Source organism: Butyricimonas sp. RTP31003st1_G1_RTP31003_210430 (assembly GCF_040920905.1).
In the GTDB taxonomy this organism is placed as follows: domain Bacteria; phylum Bacteroidota; class Bacteroidia; order Bacteroidales; family Marinifilaceae; genus Butyricimonas; species Butyricimonas paravirosa.
This window is the reverse complement of record NZ_JBCOSQ010000078.1, coordinates 1-21472: the sequence shown is the minus strand read 5'-3', so window position 1 is coordinate 21472 and position 21472 is coordinate 1. Positions and strand designations below refer to the sequence as shown.

Here is a 21472-nt window from a genome sequence, read left to right as displayed (position 1 = left end):
ATATTAAGGAGAGTACGGCACAACATTTCTACAAGTCACTGGCAATAACGAGGGGGGTAACATCCCCTTCCACGGGGATATCCATCCCCGTTACCTGATGATTGAGTGATTATTAGGTGACAATTAGGCGCTATCGCCGCCTACTCGCCCGCTTATCGCCCGATCATAGCCGCCATTTTAACAGATGACAATTAAAAATAACATGATTGAAAACCCCGTCCTATAGCCCCGTAACAAGGCCATATACAAGCAAGAACAAGATTTCAGGCCATTAGATCCCGAAGAAAACTACTGGATTAGGGATAATCTCACTTATTCCGTTACCGCATCATAGACACCTGACCAGGAAAATCCCCAATAAGCGTTTGTCTCGGTAGGCCATATACTGAGTGGTATGTAAGTTGCAATCCCGCTAAATTTTTCCTCCGGTATTGATATATAATAAAATGGATTCGTTACATTTTTATAGATAACAACCTGATTATCCAAAAAATCACGATACTCCTTGTAAAGTCCTTCTCTTCCCTCAGTCATATACTTCATATATTCTCCCAAGTCAAAAAATCTATCATACTTGGAGTATTCCACCATAGGATAACAATAAACAGCTTTCTGATATATATCAGCCACGTAATCCTTCTTCCCTTGCAAGATCTCACGAGTAAGATCAAATAAATGCTCCATCCCATCCATCTTTATTAAAGCAATCGTACCAAATCGATTAGTGGCATTATACGTGTTATAATAATCCCAAAATTCATCACACACTTTCACCAAATCCTTTTCCAAATTCTTTCCCTTCCCCCAGAAATAAGGCATCACCCGGTTATAAGGGAAACCCGGTGCCGGAAGTTCAGCCGGAGAGGCAATCACGTATTTAGCCTTGTCCCGCAAATCATAAAGCACTTCAATGGAAGACATTAGACAAGCATCGAACAGGATAAATTCCAGATTCTCCTTATTGAAAGGAATTGCCTTTGCCATATCTCGTGTATCCATTTGGCTTGGCCCGGTATAGTCCGTGCCGAAACTCCGGGTCAGCACCGGCTCTGCATATAACATCCGATTACTCCGACCAAATCCCCCTGAAGGAATCCACCCTGAAGCATGTGAACCAAGAATTAAACCATACGAATCTGATGGGTATAAATCCTGCATCTCATTCAATATCTTTTTCAGAACTTCCGGATCCGCAGAATCCATCTCCTCATACGTTTTTAGTACTTGTTTCTCCACCTCTTTTCCTTTAAATCGGAACGTGTAAAGCTCCGGTGCAGCATTGGGAGCATCAAAATAGATCACGATATTCGCATTATAACTCTTCTTCCAAGCGGACATCATGGAACTGATATTCTTTTGCATATGCCCCGAAAGATTATTATCTCCCGCCAAGTAAACCATCAACGTCCTTGTCTTCTGTGGTTCCACGTTATCTTTCTCGCAGGACACGAGGAAAAAGAAAAGAATCACACCGATATATTGAATAATTCGCATAACTTCCTTACAATAATTACATAAACTTGTGCAAGATAGTAAAAATCACTGATATATTCCCATTTTATCAAGCCTTTCTTTCATGGTTGACAAAATCATACATGGAAAAAACGGGACAGTTTCAGTTCGTGAAACTTTTCGTTACTTCGTTCTGTTTTTAGTGATCGCCCGAATCCGGCTCAGATGTTCCGAGGAAATCCCCAAGAAAGACGCAATATGCTGCAACTGCACCCGACGCAGTATCTCCGGTTTTTCCCGCAATAACTGCGTATACCTATCGGCCGCAGGTTCCGAGAGGTTGGCAATCAGATGGTGTTCTGTCCTCACAAATTCCCGCTCAATCAATCGCCTTGCCCAGTTACAAATAACAATATCGTTACAATACAAATCCTGTAAATCCTTCCCACTCACCCGGTAGAGTTCCGAATCTTCCAAAAGCACCATAGTCTCGTAACCTTTCTCCCCGTACACGTATCCCCTGGCAGATATAATCACATCTCCCTCCTGTCCGAACCAGATCGTGACCTCCCGGCCATCAGCCTCAACAAATGCCCTCGCGATCCCCCGCTTGATAAAGTAGATATTTCTCTCCAACTTCTCGTTGTTGAACAAAACATACCCTTTCGGGTAACTCACTTCCGTCAGGTAGGGTTTCAAGCGTTCCAACACGTTTTCATCAATCATACAAGATACTATTATTGTAAAAACAAATATACAGACTTCTTGATAATTATCAAGTATTTTCCCTCCCGGTCGCCCTAACTTTGTCCCGTAACACTTAATAAATACAACTATGCAATGGATTTTACTGGTATGTGCCGGATTATTGGAAATCGGCTGGCCCCTCGGCTTTAAACTTGCCGGATTACACGAGAAATACTTCTACCACTTCATCGCCCTTTCCGTGGTCTCCATGGGGCTGAGCGGGTTCCTGCTCTATCTGGCACAAAAGAGCATCCCCATCGGCACGGCATACGTCATCTGGACCGGAATCGGTGCAGTCGGTACCGTGCTATTGGGAATTTTCTTTTTCCATGACTCGACGAATATATACCGTCTCCTTTTCGTGTTCCTGATCCTGACGGGAGTTGTCGGTCTGAAACTAGTGCATTAATTAAATAGATAACACCTTCATGAAACAATTCTTACAATCGAATTCAAGCCGGAACCGTCCCAAATTGTTGGAAAGATACAACGGAAATTTCAACGCCTTATCCTTCCCCGTCTTACGACACATCCCCAGCTCGAACAACAGGCAATAGCGGGTAGTCATTACTTCCCGGCCACTCCGCCTGTTTTCCTTCTCGAATCCCGGTTCAACCGTCTCCACACCATGCTCCCGATAGAACTCCGTCGCAAGACGGTTCACCACGTTCAGCCGCCAGTCGGCACTCCCGGTATATCTCACGTCCCGGTTCAAAGGCTCCTGCACCCATCTCTCCCGTTGCTCCTCCCGTTCCCGGCTCAAGGCATCCAGCAATTGCCGACGATAGCCATTCACCACGGAAGAAGGAATGAAAAGCACCGTTTCATCGTGATATTCCACCTCGCAACAATCGTACTCCGTATCCCCGCTTTTCCGCAATTGCCCCACCACACGTTCCATCTGCACAGGATTCGTGGCCACCTCGAACGTCTCGTCACTCCGTACCATCACAGAAACCCCATTCTCGTCCGTGGCTACCAATACCAGCCGGGCATCCTCCGCATACACGTCAACCTTCACTTTAATCTTCCGCACGGAAGTCCCTTTAGCAAGACGTGTTACAAACTCGTGGTCATAATTCCGGTACAACAACGTTCCCGGTTTCACGTTCAATCTCTCGTTACAAGTCAGACGATTTCCCTCGGCCGTGTTCACCTTCACACCCCGCAATTCCCGGCCATCAAAGTAACACAACCCATCAGCGTTATGCACGGGTTCCAGCAACTCCACCCACATCTGATTTCCCTTCACTTGCTTCACCATAGCCACCTTCTTCCCCATCGACTTCGGGGAATCCATGTTCACCATACCCGTTTTCCTCTGCACGAAGAAGTAGTCCGTGTATCCCCGGTTAAAACTCCGCTCGGGATCAGCCTCGAAACCGGCCTTCACGTATCCGGCACCCACTCGTGCCAAATCCTCATTGCGAGCCACAATTTCATCCAGACGGCCGGAGTAATAACTCGTGACATTTGCCACGTAATCCGCCTCCTTCAACCGTCCCTCGATCTTGAAAGAATCAATGCCTACTTCAACCAACTCCGACAAATGAGCCGATAAGTTCAAATCCTTCAGCGAAAGTACATACTTATCCTTCAGCACCACCTTTCCCGCATCATCCTCCACCGTCCACTGCATCCGGCAGGCTTGGGCACACTCGCCCCGGTTAGCCGATCGTTTCGTCAAGTAATGTGACATATAGCATTGTCCGCTTAAACTGACACACAAGGCCCCGTGAACGAAATACTCCAGCTCGGCTTTCACTTCCCGGCGAATCTCCCGTAATTGTTCCAGTGACAATTCCCGCGCCAACACGATACGTTGGAACCCTAACCGATCGAGAAACTTGATACGCTCCAGATCATAATTATGCATCTGTGTGCTGGCGTGCAACGCTATCGGCGGCAAATCCAACTTCAGTATGGCCGGATCCTGCACGATAATAGCATCCACGCCGATCCGGTACAGGCTGTGAATCAATCGTTCTACTTCCGGTAACTCCTCGTCGTAGAGAATCGTGTTCAGCGTGACAAACACCCGGCAATAAAACCGATGTGCATAGCACACTGCCTTCTCAATGTCCTCCAGACTGTTCCCTACCGCTTTCCGGGCCCCGAAAGTCGGACCGCCGATATACACGGCATCCGCACCGTTATTGATAGCGGCAATCGCCACATCAACATTCTTTGCCGGGGAAAGTAGTTCCACTCTTCTCATCTTCTACCCTCCAACGCACTGACATCCACGTCCGGATAATCGGTTCCGTATACCACGGGAACCTCAATCAACGCTGTCGACGGGAAATATTGTTCCAAGTAATGTTTGAATATCGTAATCGAATCATTCGTGATCCACTCACTATCATTCGGGAAACGATTGTACACGAGACACGCCACCTTAATTCCCCGCATACGGCAAAGCTCTAGGCTCATCAGCGTGTGGTTAATACTTCCCAGTTTGGAAGACGCCACGAGAATCAAAGGATAATCATGCTCCTGAATATAATCTATCGTGAAATAATCCCTAGTAACAGGCACATACAGTCCCCCGGCTCCCTCCAGCAACACCATATCGTACAAAGCATCCAGTTTACGGGTTAAAACCGTAATCCGCTCCATGTCCAGCGTCACCTTATCAATCTCCGCCGCCAAATGAGGTGAGGCCGGATACGTCATCACGTAAGGACACGTCGTCCCGTCCTTATCCACGGGTTGCGGTTCGATTCCCATAATCTCCCGGTGTTTCAGAATATCCTCTGATATACCGACCCATCCCGTCTGTATAAACTTCTGGGTAATCACGTTTACCCCTCTCTTTCTCAAAGAGCGAGCCAGCAACCCAGTCACCACCGACTTCCCGGCATCCGTATCTATTCCACTTACAAAATATACCACCTTATTGATTTTAGATTTAATAATTTTAGATCCTACTAATTTCTTGATTTAGTGATTTCCGATTTAGTGATTCCCACCCTCTACGCAACGCTCTTTTTAATCACCTAATCATTGAATCGGCAATCACTGAATCTTTCCACTCTCCACTTTTAGTTTTTAGCTTTTAACTTTTAGCTTCATTTCCTCCTGCACACAAAATAAAGCGGATGGTAAGTTAGGGCAACCTTTCCGTCAATGGCAAAACGGGCGTTATAGTCCTTGATAAAGGCATCCACCCGTCCTTTCGTCCAGATTGTCGAATCACCCGAAACATTCACCCCCGTCTTTTTCAGATGTTGGAGTACCGCTAACGGGGTATCAAATTCAAGCATATGAAATTCTTCCTCTATCAATTCGATTTCGAAGTAAGGTTTCAGCATCTTTTCCAGTTCTTCCTTATTCCAATAATCAAGCCCACCCCCCGTGGTCAGTCGAATTTCACGCAAGTTAAATTTCCCAAAGGTACTGAACACCAACACCCCCCTTTGCTCCAATCGCTTGGACAATTTCTTGAACGTTTCTTCCGGAGTCGTAAACCACTGAAAAGTGGACGCAGAAGCAATCAGATCAAAACTAAGGGGCAAAAACAACTTCTCCACATCCCCCGGGAAACAATGCTTCAGCGGCACATGATTAACCGTCGCCGCGTGATAACACAACTCCTCCACCAGATCGTTCAAGTACAACCCGTCACTCGGAAAAGTTCGTTGCAGTTGCGAGGTCAACAAACCCGTACCGCAACCGATCTCCAATATCTTCTCCGGCACACGCTCCACGGATGACAAAATCATGGGAACCATCCGATCAACGACCATTTTCTGCACCCGCGCATTGTCATTGTAGCTAACCCGACTCCGCCTAAAACGCTGTTCTACCTCTTCTTTATTTATTTCCATATCTTTTCCCAATTATCTAACACGTAAAACGGGTAATGTCCCCCCGGTAGCGTAATAATCTCGACACGATTCCCCCACCAGTTCCGTTGATTTTCCACCGGGAAGATAACATCCTCCTCGGAAACATAAACCCGGTCCCAGTGCATTTCGGGCATTTCCCGTGCCGACTGCTCCCGGATAAGTCGCAATTCGTCCCTTTGCTCATCAATAGCCCTGCAAGGCCTGTTTTCCTCGAAACGTTCCATTTCTTCCTTCCCGGAAAGCATACGGGCAAAGAACTTGTCTCTTCCTTGTTCGGTCATACCTCGTTCCGTCAGCAAATATATCTTAGGATGAATCCCGTAATGCTCATCCACCGGGCGTTCTGTCCCGTTGATAGCCACCCGGCAGGAAACCGGAATATTCCAACGGCTCAATAACACCGATGCTGCCCACACACCCATCGACCAAGCCACGACCCGAACACTCTCGTACCCCTCAACCTCCGGTGCATCCTCCCCGGAAATATCCCGGTAATCGTAGAACAAAAGCAAATCACCCATCCTCCTCACGTGTTGCACAGTACGTTCATCCATACCCCAACCGCAAAAAAATAACGTGAGTACCCGGTTTCCCTCTTTAGTAATCCATTTCCTTTTCATAATACTTAATTGGGTTCATAAAGTTCGTAAGGTTTATAAAGTTCATAAAGTGACGGATGTCCTTCGGACAATATTTACCGGCAGCCCCAGCTGCCGTCAACAAAGCGCCCCGCAGGGGTCCACTACTTTATAAACCTTATAAACTTTATGAACTCATAAACTAACCTCTATAAACTCCATCAAACAATCGTAATCCTCCTCCGGAATCGCTGCATTCAACGAGAACCGGATACGAGCCTCGTTCTTCGGCACGGTCGGGTATCTCACAGGCAACACGAAAAAACCGTTATCTTGGAACAACTCGGACATATAAACACTATTCTCGTTACTTCCACACAAGAAAGGCACGATATGAGAATCTCCCCGGGTCTCGAATCCCCGGTTTGCCAGTGTCGCTCGCAGTCGTTCGGCGATGCCTGTCAGTTTCATGCGATAAGAGTAAAAATCCGGCATCCGGTTAAGGATAAAACGTGTCCATGCCACGTTTACCGGAGGCAATGCTGTGGTGAAAATCAAACTGCGCTGTGTGTTCACCAAGAAATCCCGAAACATCTCATCACAAACCACGAAAGCCCCGTAAGATGCAAATGCCTTCCCGAAAGTACCCACGATAAAATCAATATCATCCATGCAGCCCTGCTCCTCGCAACATCCCAGCCCGTTCGTACCTCGAACCCCGACAGCGTGCGCCTCATCCACGTACAGGAACGTATCGTATTCCCTCTTCAGATCACACAATTCCTGCAAGTCTGCCACGTCGCCATCCATGCTGAAGATTGACTCCGTCACGATAAACACGTTCTCGTACTCCTCCCGATGATTAAACAGGATTTCCCGTAAATGCTCGTAATCTAAATGACGGTAACGCAACATCTCAGCCTCGCTCAACCGCAAGCCGTCGATAATACTGGCGTGTACCAGCTTATCTGCTACGATCAAGTCCCGTTTCCCTGCTAATGCGGGTAATATTCCGATATTTGCATGATAACCGGAATTTAACACCAAGGCGGCCTCCTTCCCGTACAAATCGCTCAAATCATTCTCTAACAGGTTATAATACTCGTGATTCCCCGATAGCAAGCGGGATGACACGGCACTATACGACAACAATTTCACGTCCGTCTCCTTACGAAAATCCTCGTATAACGCCGGGTTCGACGCCAACCCCAAGTAATCGTTCGACGAGAGATTCAGCATCTCCCGTCCGTTATAATGTATCAGGAAACCGTTATGCTGCACGTCTCGCAGCACCCGGTAATTCCCTGATTCCTTTATCTTGTTCAGTTTATTAATATATCGTTCTTTATTCATAGTGTTTTGCCTTCGGCAATGTTACAAGTTAGCAAGTTACAAGTCCTTGCATTTTCAATTACTTCAAGTACGAAATCACGTGCAACAAGGCGGATGTCAGCCTTTGCAGTTCCCAATCACGGATGATGAAAGGCGGCATGACATACACCAGCTTACCGAACGGACGCACCCACACGCCCTCTTTCACGAAAGCGGCTTGAATCAGTCCCATGTTCACGGGTTCCTTCATCTCCACCACGCCGATAGCGCCCAACACCCGCACGTCCGCCACGTTCGGGAATTCCCGAGCCGGGGCAAGCTCTCTTTCCAACTGGTCTTGAATATGCCCGATCATGTTTGCCAAATCGTAACTCCTGATCAGATCCAACGAGGCGTTTGCCGCAGCACAAGCCAGCGGATTACCCATGAAGGTAGGACCGTGCATGAACACACCGGGATCTTTCGCGCAAATCTGGGTAGCTACTTTCTCCGTCGCCATCGTGGCAGCAAAACTCATGTACCCGCCCGTAATCGCTTTCCCTACACACATGATGTCCGGCACGATACCCGCATGATCCACTCCCCACATCTTACCCGTGCGCCCGAAACCGGTGGCGATCTCGTCACAAACCAGCAACACGTCGTAATCGTTACACAACTCCCGCACCTGCCGCAAATAATCCGCCGAGTAAAACCACATACCCCCGGCTCCCTGCACAATAGGTTCCAGTATCACGGCAGCAATACGGTTGTGGTTATTCCGCAGGCTTTGTTTCAGTTCTTCAATATGCTCCGGTAGGCAAGGCTCCCCGTAACGGGCTTCCGGTCGGTGAATAAAATACTGCATGGGCAGTGATCCCCGGAATATATTATGCATCCCCGTCACGGGGTCACACACGGACATGGCATTCCACGTATCCCCGTGGTATCCCTTCGTGATCGTCAGAAAATGGCGTTTATCGTCTCTCCCGGCAGCGTACCAATATTGTAGGGCCATCTTCATCGCCACTTCCACGGCCACCGAGCCGGAATCACAATAGAATACCTTGTCAATCCCATCGGGGGCCAATTCCACCAGTTTCTCCGCCAGTTCCACCGCAGGACGATGTGTCAGCCCTCCGAACATGACGTGTGACATACTCTTTAATTGCTCTTCAATAGCAGCGTTAATAGCCGGGTGATTATACCCGTGTACCACGCACCACCACGAGGACATTCCGTCAATCAGACGCGTCCCGTCCTCCAGTTCAATATACACACCTTCTGCCCTCTTCACCGGGTAAACCGGAAGTGGGTTAACCGTTGACGTGTAGGGATGCCACAAATGCTCCCTGTCAAACTTCAATAATTCTGCCGTGTCCACTTTATAAAGTTAAAAGTTATAAGTTAAAAACTAAAAGTTAAAGATTATCTTCTGTCGTAAAGCCTAGTCTTTTCACCTTCTCCATATCCTCTATCACCTTCGAGCCGATCGTGGTCAGAAGATCACCCACGATAGCCGAGTTAATCCCAGCCCGGATAGCATCTTCCTCGATATGAGCGATCAGCGCCCGTCCCCCGGCAAAGCGCAGGAAGGCATCAGGATGGATGAAACGGAAAACAGCCACCGTCGTCAGCACCTCCTCGTCCGCGAGTGATGCCGCTCCTTCCAGCGGGGTACCCGGAATCGGGTTCAGCACGTTCATCGGGATAGATTTCACGCCCAACTCCCGTACCGTCAGCGCCAAGTCCACGCGATCTTCCATCGTCTCGCCCATGCCGATGATACCCCCGGAACACACTTCCATCCCTAGCTCAAGCGCATGGCGGATCGTCTCGATCTTCTCATCCGTCGTGTGGGACGTGCAAAGAGTAGAGAAATAGCGGCGGGACGTTTCCAAGTTACAATGATAGCGGGTTATACCCGCATCTTTCAGTCTTTTCAATTGCTCTCTCGTCAGTAACCCCATGGAAGCGCAAAGGTTAATCTTCATCTCCTGCTTGATCTTCACGGCATACTCGCACAACTTGTCAATGTTCTTATCCGACAAGGAACGCCCGCTCGTGACGAACGAAAACTTGTTCACCCCGTACTTGGCATTCAGCCGAGCCAGCTCCATGCAGCTCTCCTCGTCAATCAGCTCGTACTCCTGCACGTGCGTTTTGAACACGGCCGACTGCGCACACCACTTACAATTCTCGGAACAACGTCCCGAACGGGCGTTCACGATCGAGCAAGTGTCAAAATACCGCCCGGCAAAACGATCCCGAATAGCCCCGGCCGCCTCGTACAAAGCCTTCTTATCTTCCACCCGTGACAAGGCCAACGCCTCTTCCCGGGTAACCTGTCCCCCCTCTTCCACCTTTCGCTTTAATTCCTCTATAATATTTTCTTCTTTCATTTCCTGTTTCCTGTTAAAAAATAAAAAAGGTACCCTGTCCAAGGACAGGAATACCTTCAAATTTCAAATTATGATAAGAATTAATGAAGACATCCTCCATACCCGTACGAGTCGGCAATAGCTTGAACCCCGCTCGTTTCACCTTCTCCACGTACCCTTCGAACGACCTCTCCAACCGCTCGAACACTTCCGCCAGCATCACGATCACGCCCTTCCTCGACGATTTCTGTAATGACATTTCGCAAATATGAATAGCCAGCCGCCCGATCCGAACATTCCGTCCCAGTGAGGCGAAAATAGCGTATCCTTTCCTGTTCCAACGGGAAAAACACAACATCAAACCGGATCGCATGGCACGTTTATTCATATCAAAATGTTTCCATTACAATAAAACGTCGCAAGTTAATAAAAATCTTTGTTAATTGGAGGAATAAATTCGTGTATTTCTCCCGTGGATAATTCCATGTACTCCGACTCCACGCATGAGCAGGATCATGACAAACTACTCCTAATAAAAATATAAAAAGACCGGGTGACCAATGCCACCCGGGAAATCGCGCATCAATATATAAAAATCCATCTTTTCGTCATAAAAATATGTAGCGCGAAACTTAAGTTCAGGTTAAGTATATTATAATTATCTTTCCTCTCGTAAATCCCCCGGGAGAATATGAAATCCCGGGGGGTCCCGTTTTTCGCTTTCGTCATCTCGACGATAGATTTTCATATAACGATTTGTCAAATATACAAATATATTTACAAAATATAGCTATACGGCTGCATTTTTGTTTATTATTTTCAACCGAATGTCGGTTTAAACGATCGTGGCTATGAAACATAAATCGTAAATCCTATCTTATTTTCTCTTGCCATTCCGCCAACAAATCTTTAGCTTTGTACAAAACAAAACATCATGGAAAAAATAGACTTGAATAAAATATACAAGCGGAAAAAGAGTGACCGCGACATTTTCCAGGAACTCATGCCCTTCAAGGTTAAAGAAATCCTACTCATCGCCAACTACTACGACTCCTACACCATCGAACGGGAAGGACAATTCTCCGGGAAGATATTCGGTGAATATCTCCAACTGAACCTTTTCGCCGCTCCCCGTTTCACCTCCGTGGCAAACGAGGAAGGAGCCTTGCACGAGTTGAAAAAACGCCATTTCGACTTGATCATCATCATGGCAGGATTGGACAAAGAAACCCCCATCCTCACCAGCCGTCACATCAAAGAACTCTACCCCGACATCTGCCAGCTCATGCTGGTCAACAATAACGCGGACCTCTCTTACCTGCTGAGTTCTGAAAAAGAGATCAGCGAATCCATCGAGCGGGTATTCGTGTGGAACGGTTCCACGAAAGTGTTCCTCGCCATGGCCAAATACCTCGAGGACAAGATTAACCTAGAAGCCGATACCAAGCTGGGCGACGTGCGGGTTATCCTCGTCGTCGAGGACTCTGTAAAGTATTATTCCCGCTATTTGCCCCTACTCTACACCGAGATCATGAGCCAGACACAGGCCATCATCGCCGAGGAACCCTCCAACGACGAGATGGGCGTGATCCTCCGGATGCGGGTGCGCCCGAAACTGATCCTTGTCAGTAACTTCGAGGATGCCGTGGGCATCATCAACAAATATCGCAACAACATTATCGGTGTCATCTCCGACGTCCGCTACGCTCACAACGGTATGGAAGACGAGGACGCCGGGGTCAGTCTCATAAAATACGTGCAGCAACTTGACAACAAGATTCCTTGCCTACTCCAAAGTCACGAAGCCGACAACGAGCGCCGGGCACGGGAAGTGAACGCCCATTTCATCAACAAGAACTCTCTCACGCTAGCACGGGAAATACAGGACTTCATCAAAAACCAACTCGGTTTCGGAGATTTCATCTTCCGGGACCACAATGGAAAGGTCATCGACCGGGCACACAATATCGAGGAATTCCGCCAGAAACTCATGACCATCCCCGATGAATCACTGGAATACCACGCTATTCGCAACGGAATCTCCACATGGCTCATGGCACGAGCCGAAATCAACCTGGCGAAAAAACTACGCCGCTACAGTTTCAGTTACTTCAAAAGCCCGGACGAAATACGCCGTTTCATAGCGAACGTTTTCGAGGCATCGAAACTCAAGAAACTACGGGGACGCATCATCAAGTTCAACCCGAAACTCGTGAACTCCAACCGCTACATCACCCTGCTCGGTGACGGATCGCTCGGTGGCAAGGGGCGAGGATTGGCATTCCTCTCCAACTTCATCGAGAATGTTTACCTCAAGAAACTCATCCCCAACCTACGCGTGGCTATCCCCAAGACAGCCGTTATCGGCGTGGATGAATTCGACAACTTCCTAGAGACCAACAACCTCTACGACGTCATCTTCGAGGACAAAGAATATGATCACGTTCTGGAGGCCTTCCGCACCGCACGCCTCTCCGAAAAGTTGCGTGACAACCTGCGGAAGTACCTTCAGGTCATGACTAAACCGCTAGCCGTGCGTTCCTCCGGGCTTTTCGAGGACTCGCTCAATCAACCGTTTGCCGGGGTCTATTCCACCTACCTGCTCCCCAACAACCACCCGGACTTCGAGCGTCGGCTGGAGGATGTCGAGAATGCCATCAAGCTCGTCTTCGCCTCCATCTACTCGTCGGAATCCCGGGCATACTTCAACGCTATCGACTACATGATCGAGGAAGAGAAAATGGCCGTAATCATACAGGAAGTCATCGGTAACGAGCATAACGGACGATATTACCCCGAAATCAGCGGCGTGGCCCAATCTTACAACTTTTACCCCTTCTCCTATATCCAACCGGAAGACGGGTTCGCCGTCACTGCCATCGGGTTGGGTGCTTACGTTGTGGGCGGTGAAAAGACGCATCGTTTTAGTCCCGCCTATCCCAAGTTGCAACTGGCCTCCACGCAGGACAAAATCAAGGCATCGCAACGCTACTTCTACGGCGTGAATATGCTCGCACAGGATTACGACCTCTACCGGGACGGGGAAAATGCCGCTATCAAAGCGTATGACATCTCGGAGGCCGAACGTGACGGTACGCTAGAATACACCGCCTCCGTCTATGACTTCATGAACGACCAGATTACCTACGACTTTTCCGTCAAGGGCCCCCGCATCGTGGACTTTTCCAAAATACTCCAGTACGACTATTTCCCGCTGGCACCTACCTTGCAAATCCTGCTGAACATCTTCTCGCAAGCCATGGGATCTCCCGTCGAGATCGAGTTTTCTGTTAATTTCGAAAACGGCACGCCCGTCTTCTACCTCTTGCAGATCAAACCGCTGATCAAAAACGAGTATAACATCGACATCGATGACCTGTCCATCGATCCGACCCACGTGCTGTTAAAGGCTGATAAAGGAATGGGGAACGGAAAATTGCAATACATCCGGGATGTCGTGTACGTCGATCCCGACAAATTTGACCGATTACGTACCGAGGAAATCGCCGAGGAGATCAAACGCCACAACTCGCAGATCGCCCGGGAAGGCGACAAGTACCTGCTCATCGGACCGGGACGCTGGGGTACACGCGATCCGCTCACCGGGATACCCGTACAATGGTCCGACATAGCCAATGCCAAAGTCATCGTGGAGCAAGGACTTCCCGATTTCCCGCTGGATGCCTCCCTAGGCTCGCACTTCTTCCATAACGTCACCTCCATGAAAGTGGGTTACTTCGCTATCCCCTTCCAGCCCGCAGATGCCTTCATCAACTTTGACATCCTCCGACAACAAGATGTCATCGAGGAGTTTAAATACTCCCGCCATGTGCGATTCAAGGCTCCACTGACCGTGTGGATGGACGGGAAGAAACAAACGTCGGTGGTTACGTATTAGTCATAAAGGGGCTGTCCAACCGCTAACTTACCGGTTTCGGTACCGACGGTTTCACGGCCTTCTTCCCACTTCGAGCCCGTGGTTCCACCTCGATCTTCGGGCCCGGTAATAACCAAGCGTTTTCCAGCACGGTCCGAACTCTCTTCCTCTGCTCAAGTGTAAAACGATCCAAATAACCAAACTCGTAGTCCATAATATTATCGGCTATGAATACCCTTCCGTTCAACGCCACCCGTTGAATAACTTTCCGGTAATTATCATCACTGTAAGGGAAGGTTTCATCCAGTTCACTCAAAAACGTTTCATACCCATTTACACAATAATCCGGCGTGTCATCACAATAATCCCCAAAATTCCCTTTACCATCCACGAAGGGATGTAACAGTCCCAAGTAATGCCCCATCTCGTGAGCCAAAGTAAACACGTCATAATCGAAAATAACACCCAGTAGCTCGTACCTTGAAAACATATGGGAACGATTCCATGCCACACAATGAACGTGGGCATCGGGTAGATGGTCGGCATACCAATCAGAAAATAAGACACCCGGTAAAACCACACTCTCCGGTAAGTAAGGAAAATGCGCACAACCTGAAGGAATACTTTTTGAATCGAATATCACAACATTAATATACTCCTTCGGATCCCATACCCAAGCACAATCCCCGAACTTATTACCAACAAAATCAAACATATCCATCGGCAACTCTTCCCGAAACTCACGGCGAACTCCCGGCTCCTCCAATAATTGCCCGTTAGGATCGTGAGTTGCCAACACGAATTTCAGATTCATATCCACCGGACCGTCCCTGTACAACTCGTTTACCCGTTCGAGACAAGACGATAAATAACCAACCGGAACATCATCCTCCGGGACACGATAAAGCACGTGAAAGATCACGGGCAACACGTATTCATACTCTTCCGTGGCAGCCACCTGTCGTAACTCGATCTCCAAAGTTTCCTCCCGGTTACTCAATTCCAGCGATATCCCCCGTTCCTGCCGGGCGATATTTACTCCCACGTCCAGCACCAACGTATCGACTTTCTCTCCACTCTCCTGCCGTATCTCGCACCACTTTTCCCAGTTTCCGGTAACCACCCATTCCGAACTGCTCCGTACGGGAATTCGCAACTGTTCCCCCTCACTCCCGATCTCGAAGAAAGTCCCGTCAAATACCTTCAATCCTTCCCACTCATCGTCACTACACCCTGAAAACGCCAACACTCCCAGAAATAATAAACATGATAATCCACGATTCAGCCTCATATACTTTACTTTTTATAATATTTCTTCCAGCCGAATCCCCACGCAAAAAACATATCCTCTCGTGACAAAATTAAACAAAATAATCAGAAATCAACTCACACTCCATCCCCGCCACGAGTCGGAGTTCCCAAACCTCCCTTTCAAAGCTATTCCTCGAAATAAAATAATCCAAAATGGCAGTAAATTCTATATATCAGGTTAAAATTATTAATTTTGTCCATGCGTTAAACCAACTAAAATATTTGAAACATGACGATTGAAAATTACATTCAAGCCGGCTTACAGCATTTGGGTATTTACTCGGAAAGTATTTCCGACATCATCTACTTCATGGCCCTGCTTGTGATTATCGGTATCATCAACTGGATTATCCACGTGCTTACCCGCCAATGGCTAGCACGTATCGTACTAAAACTGACCAAACGGACGGCAACGAACTGGGATGATCTCATGCTCGATCAACGATTCTTTAACCGGCTGGGACTTCTCATCGCCCCCATCGTGATACAAATCGTATTCAAGGAATTCGAATGGACTCAATTTGCCTTCCTCATGAAACTGATCAATGTCTGGATCACACTCTCCTTCCTGCTCATCGTGTCGAGCATACTGGACGGCATCAACCGGATATACGATAGCTACCCGATGGCCAAGGACCGACCGATCAAGGTGTTCATTCAAGTGATCAAGATATTCTTCTACTGTGCCGCAACCATCATCGTGATCAGCATACTGATCGATAAAGATCCCGTTGCACTACTTGCCGGACTGGGAGCCATCTCCGCTGTCCTCATGCTGGTATTCAAGGATTCTATTCTAGGGTTCGTGGCCGGAATACAGTTAATCTCCAACCGAATGGTAAACATCGGGGACTGGATTGTCATGCCGAGTAGTAACGCGGATGGTGACGTGATCGAGATCAACCTCACCACCGTGAAAGTACAGAACTGGGACAAAACCATCTCCACGATCCCCACTTACAAGCTCGTTTCCGAGTCATTCACCAACTGGCGGGGAATGCAGGAATCCGGCGGACGACGCATTAAACGATCCGTCAACATCGACATCTATTCCGTGCATTACCTCACGAACGAAGACCTTGAAAACCTTAAACAATCCGCACTGCTCAAAAGTTACATAGAGGGCAAGATGAAGGAACTGAACGAATATAATGCCAGCGTGGAAAACCCGCTTGACAAACGCCGCCTGACCAACATCGGGACTTTCCGGGAATACATGGAGGCGTGGCTTGCCGCCAATTCCAACATTAACCTCGACATGACCCACATGGTGCGGCAACTACAACCCACCCCGACGGGCATCCCGTTAGAAATTTATTGTTTCTCGGCACAAAAACAATGGGTAATCTACGAACGAGTACAAGCTGACATTTTCGACCACTTGTTTGCCATTCTCCCACTTTTCAAACTGAAAGTGTTCCAATACCCGACAAACATGGAGTGGATGCAGGAAAACTAAAAGATAAAAGATAAAAACTAAAAGTTGGAAGTCATTACCGGCCTCCAACTTTTAGTTTTTATCTTTTATCTTTAAACTTCCTAGTAGCAATCCCAATGATACAACACCCGGCTAAAATCCCGTTTAGCCAAGTTCTCCGGACGGATAAAGAAATTGCACACGCCGGAATCCCCCCACACGATCTTATAATCATCAGTTTCATCTGAATCCAACTGGAACAACAAGATTGAATTTTCCTTCAACTCCTGATGATACTCCCGCGGGTCAAGCTGCGTGAAGAAGGGATACCCTCCCACACGATGCCCTCCCATATCCAGTTGGTCGTAAACCTTATCCAGCTCATCCTCCGGGGCTCGGTCCAGAGAGGCCACCCGTGCATCGGGATTCGCCTCGTTATAGGCATCCAACAACAATTTATCGAAACGATAGTCTCCGCCCCCCATCGGCATGGACGATTTCTCGAAATTCAGTCTTAATTCACCATCCACCGGGAAACCATCCGGGTACTCCACACCCTCCGTCGGTAAAACAGAAAGTAAAGCCGTCTCATCTTCCACTACTTCCTCGTGATAAATCACCCGGAATCCCTTCTGCTCTTCCGGATTCTCGAAATTCAACCCGTGGGCATTTTCTCCCGCAATATAAAACTGGAGAATTCCCTTTGTCGGAAAACCATCCAACGGCGGCATCTCGCTGAAATTCACCTGTGCCAAGAAACGCAATGGCAACAACTTTCGTTCTTCCACCTGTTCGAGAGCCTCTCCTGCGGCTGCGGAAGGCACGGTGGTTGTACCTCCATCTAACCCGGCAAATGGTCCGGCCGCCACGCTCGCAGCCACCGCAGGTGCTTGTCCTTCCGTGACAACCGTACTTCCCGCCTCCTCGTAAGGATAGTCAAACCCTTTAGGCATATAGGGCATCCCCCCGATCTTGCTCTCCCAGGGTTTAGTTGTTCCTTTTGACGGGATCAGCGTCACGCACTCTGTCGTTGTTTTCTCCTTGATAACCCGCAGTATTCGATCTGCTGAAGTCTCTTTCTTCCCTTCATTTCCTCCGCCTCCGAATATTTTATTAAAGAATCCCATAATATCGTCTTATTAAATGATTTCCGTGCCAAAAATACAAAAAGAAACTAAAAGTTAAAAGCTAAAAACTAAAAGCTTGGTATTAGCCTACCTTACCTAGGCTAATATTAGGCTTAAAACAGGCTACATTTAGTTAAACAACCAGCCTACCATCCGGAGAAAATAGCAAACATATCCAAAAAATAGTCCTATTTAACGAATCTCCAAACGCAGGTAAGTCATATCCACGCAAGGTTTTCCGTTATCGATGATTGGTTCCGGGTAATTATCCGTAAAGAAATTCTTCACCACGTGGTCCTGCACGAAACCGTAACGCTCGTAATACCCCACGCCACCCTCGCTCGTCCCCACCCACAAACAAGAAAAACGATTTTTATAATAACCGGCCAGAAAAGAGAGAATGTACATCCCGTACAATTTCCCTTGATACTCCGGCAACACGGCCAAATTCTTGATTTCCCCCTTTTCATCAACAACAGCCTCCCCGATCACCTTCCCATCCCTCTCCAGAATGAACATATCGCCCTCCTCCAAGTAACGGTCAACCATCACCTCGCACGGGTCCGCATCCAGTAGAAGATGAAGATACGCTTTCTTATCCCCCGTCACCTTTACCATTCGCTGCGGGGGATTCTTTAAACGCAGGTACAGGATCGGGTAAGGTTTTCCGCAACCGTCCGTTTCCGTGCGGCGTTCCACCTCAAACCCCATCCGGGCATAAAAGCCCACGGCCTGCCCGTTTTGCTCGTTCACGGCCACCGTCTCCGCGTGAACATCCTCGATCGCCCACTCGATAAGATCACGACCGATGCCCTTTCCCCGGTAATCCGGATCCACGAAAAGCATCTCGATAGATGTCATGTCATACCCCAAAAAGGCTACAATTTCATCCCCTTCATAATGAAGTAGCAAGGGCAACTTCTCGCAATTCTCACGCACAAAAGGCCTGTAAAACTCTATATCTTCTTCCACGAGGAAATCATGGGTAGCTCGCACAGAGGCCTCCCATAATTCCACGCATCGTTCCACGATTTCCGCTCTGTTTCTTTTTTCCTTCACTGTATATTCTTTGATAACCACATTCCTATATCTTGTTTTGCCAAAGCCGCCGCCATCAAGTCCGGGAACTTGTCCGGGGTACAGGCAAATGCCGGAACACCCAGTTCTGCTAGGAATTGAGCGTTCTCCTTGTCGTAGAAAGGCGCCCCGTCGTCATTCAGAGCTAACAACACGATCAATTGCACCCCACTCTGCACGAGAGAAATCATCTTCTTGCGCATCTCCCGCTCGTTACCCCCCTCACACAAGTCGGTCACGAGAACCAGCACCGTGTCCGAGGGACGAGTGATCACCGTCTGACAATACCCCAAGGCCCGGTCAATATCCGTACCGCCACCCAGTTGTACGCCGAAAAGCAAGTCCACCGGGTCCTGCAAATCATCCGTCAAGTCAACTACCGAGGTGTCAAACACCACCATACGGGTCTGTACGGCCGGAATCGAGGCCAGCACGGAGCCGAATATTCCCGAATAGACCACGGATGCCCCCATCGAACCACTCTGGTCGAGACACAGCACTATGTCCTTCAACGCCCGGCGTTTCCGGCCGAAACCGATACGAACCTCCGGGATAATCGTCTTGTACTCCGGCTGGTAGTTCCGTAGGTTTTTCTCGATTGTCGTCTTCCAGTCAATCTCGTTGTAGCGGGGATTTCTCCGCCTGCTGGAACGGTTCAAAGTCCCGGTAACGGCCTGTTGCATGGGTGACGATAGCTTTTTCATCAGCTCGTCCACCACTTTACGTACGACTTCCCGGGCAATAACCTTGTTCTTCTCCGGTATCACCCGACTCAAGGACATCAACGTTGCCACCAGATGCACGTCCGGCACCACCGATTCAAGCATCTCTTTCTCGGTCAGTAACGAATTCAAGTTCAGTCGCTTGATTGCGTCCTTTTGAATCACTTGTACAACTGTCTGCGGGAAAAACTCCCGGATGTCTCCCAACCAACGGCTCACCTTGGGAGCCGAACCACTCAATCCCCCTTTACGGTCACTATCGTACAAAGCATTCAAGGCAGCATCCACGCGACTCTCCTCAGCAGAGAGAGAAACTCCCGTTCCATCCGCCTCGTTTCCTCCCAGTATTAATCGCCATCGCTTTAAAAGAGCTTCTTCCATTTTAGATTTTAAATTTTAGATTTTAAATTCCTCCTACACAGGCCAACATTTTTTGATTTCCTACTTTTATCTTTTAGTTTTTATCTTTTACCTTTCTCGTTCCAAATGCCTAATAACCGCTCTATCAACGGGATTACCCTCCGGGCATCTTCCCCATTAAACGCCTTGCCTTCCGCATTTACCCGTTTCACGGCAGAAGTTCCCTTGGCTTTCTCACCGAGTTTACGACGTTCCGGCAGGCTGTACTCGCTGAAGGTTCGGCGAAGTATGGGCAATAACTCCATGAAACTCCCATCATTCAGAGTGGCCAACCAACTATTCACCAAATCCCATAACTGATCGTCCAGCAACAAGATAGTACCCGATGATTTAAGGAATCCTTCAAACCAGAATGCCGTGTCGGATGCCGTGTTCCCGGGAGACGTATAATAACTCAACGTTTGGGCCGTTTCCTCGTATCCAAGGATATTCTTATCCCGCAATAAACGAGTACAATAACCGGACAGCAAGGGATGAGAACCCCGTGCTTCCCGGATCTTGTTCACCAGTTCCGTCCACATCTCCATCAATCCCGGTTGGTTCGCCGTGGCCATAGCATAATCGACAGCCACCAATCGCTCCATGACCTCCGCAGCCGCATCCTCGTCCACGTTCGTGCAAGCCAGCACTCCCCCGGCAAGCACACGGGCCATCATGGCGTTCAGCATATCGTTGACCTTCCCGTAATCCAAATTCCGTACACTCCCGTAACGAACCACGTTCACCATACCGGGGATAGTCTTCATCATCTCCAGCACATCGGTTGTCGAGGCGGAAAGCGCATCCAACCGGGACGTCATTTCTTCCACGAGAGCGGGCAAATCCGCAGGAATTACCCGTTCCAGCAAGTCCACCAACTCGGATATAGACGTGATGTCTTTCGACAAATGGGTGTTATATGCGATAACAGCCTCGGACAAAGTATTTCCCCACACGGCCTTCTCGATCACGGCAAGGGTCTGCTCCGGTTCGTAATAAACGGACCAAGCCTCCTTGAAAGTTCCCTTCCCATCAACCCGTAACGGACGGGCCATCTTTATACCGAGCAAGTTCAAGCGGTGGAAAAAGATACTCCGCTCCAAATCCATCGGTTTCCGCAAATCCAACTGGAATTCCTTCACCTCGGTCGTAAGGGGTAAGCGCAAGCGTTTCAACAACTTCTCCACATCCACGAGAAGAGGAACTTTAGGTACATCATCCG

General features: G+C 48.5%; 18 protein-coding genes. 3 read left to right on the top strand and 15 right to left on the bottom strand.

Annotation, left to right across the window (positions count from 1 at the left end):
* Positions 1-312: 312 nt before the first annotated feature.
* Entirely contained in the window at positions 313-1494 is a 1182-nt protein-coding gene (locus AB5542_RS18385) for a clostripain-related cysteine peptidase (RefSeq protein WP_087420127.1), read from the bottom strand.
* 141 nt (positions 1495-1635) lie between these two features.
* Entirely contained in the window at positions 1636-2178 is a 543-nt protein-coding gene (locus tag AB5542_RS18380) for a Crp/Fnr family transcriptional regulator (RefSeq protein ID WP_279038485.1), read from the bottom strand.
* 109 nt (positions 2179-2287) lie between these two features.
* Here AB5542_RS18380 and AB5542_RS18375 point away from each other — a divergent pair, with 109 nt between their 5' ends.
* Complete coding sequence (locus AB5542_RS18375) at positions 2288-2608, top strand: DMT family transporter (protein WP_087420125.1); 321 nt, start codon at positions 2288-2290, stop codon at positions 2606-2608.
* Here the strand turns inward: AB5542_RS18375 and AB5542_RS18370 are convergent, their stop codons facing one another.
* The 8 genes from AB5542_RS18370 to AB5542_RS18335 form a co-directional block, all read right to left on the bottom strand.
* Positions 2609-4417, bottom strand: coding sequence for a peptidase U32 family protein (locus tag AB5542_RS18370; protein WP_279038484.1), 1809 nt, complete (start codon positions 4415-4417; stop codon positions 2609-2611).
* A complete protein-coding gene (gene bioD, locus AB5542_RS18365; RefSeq protein WP_279038524.1) occupies positions 4414-5103 on the bottom strand; it encodes a dethiobiotin synthase in 690 nt (229 codons plus the stop codon). The genes AB5542_RS18370 and bioD overlap by 4 nt, the downstream gene beginning before the upstream one ends.
* Positions 5104-5270: 167 nt before the next feature.
* Positions 5271-6029, bottom strand: coding sequence for a malonyl-ACP O-methyltransferase BioC (gene bioC / locus AB5542_RS18360; protein ID WP_279038483.1), 759 nt, complete (start codon positions 6027-6029; stop codon positions 5271-5273).
* Positions 6020-6670, bottom strand: a complete 651-nt coding sequence (locus AB5542_RS18355) for a DUF452 family protein (RefSeq protein ID WP_087420121.1) — start codon at positions 6668-6670, stop codon at positions 6020-6022. Before AB5542_RS18355 ends, bioC begins: the two co-directional genes overlap by 10 nt.
* A 153-nt stretch (positions 6671-6823) precedes the next feature.
* On the bottom strand, positions 6824-7981 hold the full coding sequence (locus AB5542_RS18350) for an aminotransferase class I/II-fold pyridoxal phosphate-dependent enzyme (RefSeq protein ID WP_118302538.1): 1158 nt from the start codon (positions 7979-7981) through the stop codon (positions 6824-6826).
* Positions 7982-8039: 58 nt separating this feature from the next.
* The gene (gene bioA / locus AB5542_RS18345; protein ID WP_279038482.1) at positions 8040-9323 is read right to left on the bottom strand and encodes an adenosylmethionine--8-amino-7-oxononanoate transaminase; all 1284 of its coding nucleotides are present in this window, start codon (positions 9321-9323) and stop codon (positions 8040-8042) included.
* Between the two features lie 37 nt (positions 9324-9360).
* Positions 9361-10341 (bottom strand): biotin synthase BioB, encoded by a 981-nt coding sequence (gene bioB / locus AB5542_RS18340; RefSeq protein ID WP_279038481.1) that lies wholly within the window; start codon positions 10339-10341, stop codon positions 9361-9363.
* 13 nt (positions 10342-10354) lie between these two features.
* The gene (locus AB5542_RS18335) at positions 10355-10708 is read right to left on the bottom strand and encodes a hypothetical protein (protein WP_087420118.1); all 354 of its coding nucleotides are present in this window, start codon (positions 10706-10708) and stop codon (positions 10355-10357) included.
* A 546-nt stretch (positions 10709-11254) separates the two neighbouring features.
* On the opposite strand from AB5542_RS18335, the gene AB5542_RS18330 reads away from it, so the two are divergent.
* Complete coding sequence (locus AB5542_RS18330) at positions 11255-14218, top strand: PEP/pyruvate-binding domain-containing protein (RefSeq protein ID WP_368243315.1); 2964 nt, start codon at positions 11255-11257, stop codon at positions 14216-14218.
* Positions 14219-14240: 22 nt separating this feature from the next.
* Here AB5542_RS18330 and AB5542_RS18325 read toward each other — a convergent pair whose 3' ends face one another.
* On the bottom strand, positions 14241-15488 hold the full coding sequence (locus AB5542_RS18325; protein ID WP_368243314.1) for a M43 family zinc metalloprotease: 1248 nt from the start codon (positions 15486-15488) through the stop codon (positions 14241-14243).
* Positions 15489-15737: 249 nt separating this feature from the next.
* Here AB5542_RS18325 and AB5542_RS18320 point away from each other — a divergent pair, with 249 nt between their 5' ends.
* Positions 15738-16967: a mechanosensitive ion channel family protein gene (locus AB5542_RS18320; protein ID WP_279038478.1), complete on the top strand. Its 1230-nt coding sequence runs from the start codon at positions 15738-15740 to the stop codon at positions 16965-16967.
* Between the two features lie 80 nt (positions 16968-17047).
* Here AB5542_RS18320 and AB5542_RS18315 read toward each other — a convergent pair whose 3' ends face one another.
* From AB5542_RS18315 to AB5542_RS18300, 4 genes are all read right to left on the bottom strand, one after another.
* Positions 17048-18052 (bottom strand): YwqG family protein, encoded by a 1005-nt coding sequence (locus tag AB5542_RS18315; protein WP_279038477.1) that lies wholly within the window; start codon positions 18050-18052, stop codon positions 17048-17050.
* Between the two features lie 192 nt (positions 18053-18244).
* A complete protein-coding gene (locus AB5542_RS18310; RefSeq protein ID WP_279038476.1) occupies positions 18245-19111 on the bottom strand; it encodes a GNAT family N-acetyltransferase in 867 nt (288 codons plus the stop codon).
* Positions 19108-20232 (bottom strand): VWA domain-containing protein, encoded by a 1125-nt coding sequence (locus tag AB5542_RS18305; protein ID WP_279038475.1) that lies wholly within the window; start codon positions 20230-20232, stop codon positions 19108-19110. Before AB5542_RS18305 ends, AB5542_RS18310 begins: the two co-directional genes overlap by 4 nt.
* A gap of 80 nt (positions 20233-20312) precedes the next feature.
* The coding region (locus AB5542_RS18300) for a DUF5682 family protein (protein ID WP_368243311.1) at positions 20313-21472 on the bottom strand (1160 nt) is incomplete at its 5' end.

What these genes read in the sequence shown, in the direction of transcription:
- AB5542_RS18385 (WP_087420127.1), bottom strand. Translation starts at nt 1,494, where the DNA reads ATGCGAATTATTCAATATATCGGTGTGATTCTTTTCTTTTTCCTCGTG.
- AB5542_RS18380 (WP_279038485.1), bottom strand. Translation starts at nt 2,178, where the DNA reads ATGATTGATGAAAACGTGTTGGAACGCTTGAAACCCTACCTGACGGAA.
- AB5542_RS18375 (WP_087420125.1), top strand. Translation starts at nt 2,288, where the DNA reads ATGCAATGGATTTTACTGGTATGTGCCGGATTATTGGAAATCGGCTGG.
- AB5542_RS18370 (WP_279038484.1), bottom strand. Translation starts at nt 4,417, where the DNA reads ATGAGAAGAGTGGAACTACTTTCCCCGGCAAAGAATGTTGATGTGGCG.
- bioC (WP_279038483.1), bottom strand. Translation starts at nt 6,029, where the DNA reads ATGGAAATAAATAAAGAAGAGGTAGAACAGCGTTTTAGGCGGAGTCGG.
- AB5542_RS18355 (WP_087420121.1), bottom strand. Translation starts at nt 6,670, where the DNA reads ATGAAAAGGAAATGGATTACTAAAGAGGGAAACCGGGTACTCACGTTA.
- AB5542_RS18350 (WP_118302538.1), bottom strand. Translation starts at nt 7,981, where the DNA reads ATGAATAAAGAACGATATATTAATAAACTGAACAAGATAAAGGAATCA.
- bioB (WP_279038481.1), bottom strand. Translation starts at nt 10,341, where the DNA reads ATGAAAGAAGAAAATATTATAGAGGAATTAAAGCGAAAGGTGGAAGAG.
- AB5542_RS18335 (WP_087420118.1), bottom strand. Translation starts at nt 10,708, where the DNA reads ATGAATAAACGTGCCATGCGATCCGGTTTGATGTTGTGTTTTTCCCGT.
- AB5542_RS18330 (WP_368243315.1), top strand. Translation starts at nt 11,255, where the DNA reads ATGGAAAAAATAGACTTGAATAAAATATACAAGCGGAAAAAGAGTGAC.
- AB5542_RS18325 (WP_368243314.1), bottom strand. Translation starts at nt 15,488, where the DNA reads ATGAGGCTGAATCGTGGATTATCATGTTTATTATTTCTGGGAGTGTTG.
- AB5542_RS18320 (WP_279038478.1), top strand. Translation starts at nt 15,738, where the DNA reads ATGACGATTGAAAATTACATTCAAGCCGGCTTACAGCATTTGGGTATT.
- AB5542_RS18315 (WP_279038477.1), bottom strand. Translation starts at nt 18,052, where the DNA reads ATGGGATTCTTTAATAAAATATTCGGAGGCGGAGGAAATGAAGGGAAG.
- AB5542_RS18305 (WP_279038475.1), bottom strand. Translation starts at nt 20,232, where the DNA reads ATGGAAGAAGCTCTTTTAAAGCGATGGCGATTAATACTGGGAGGAAAC.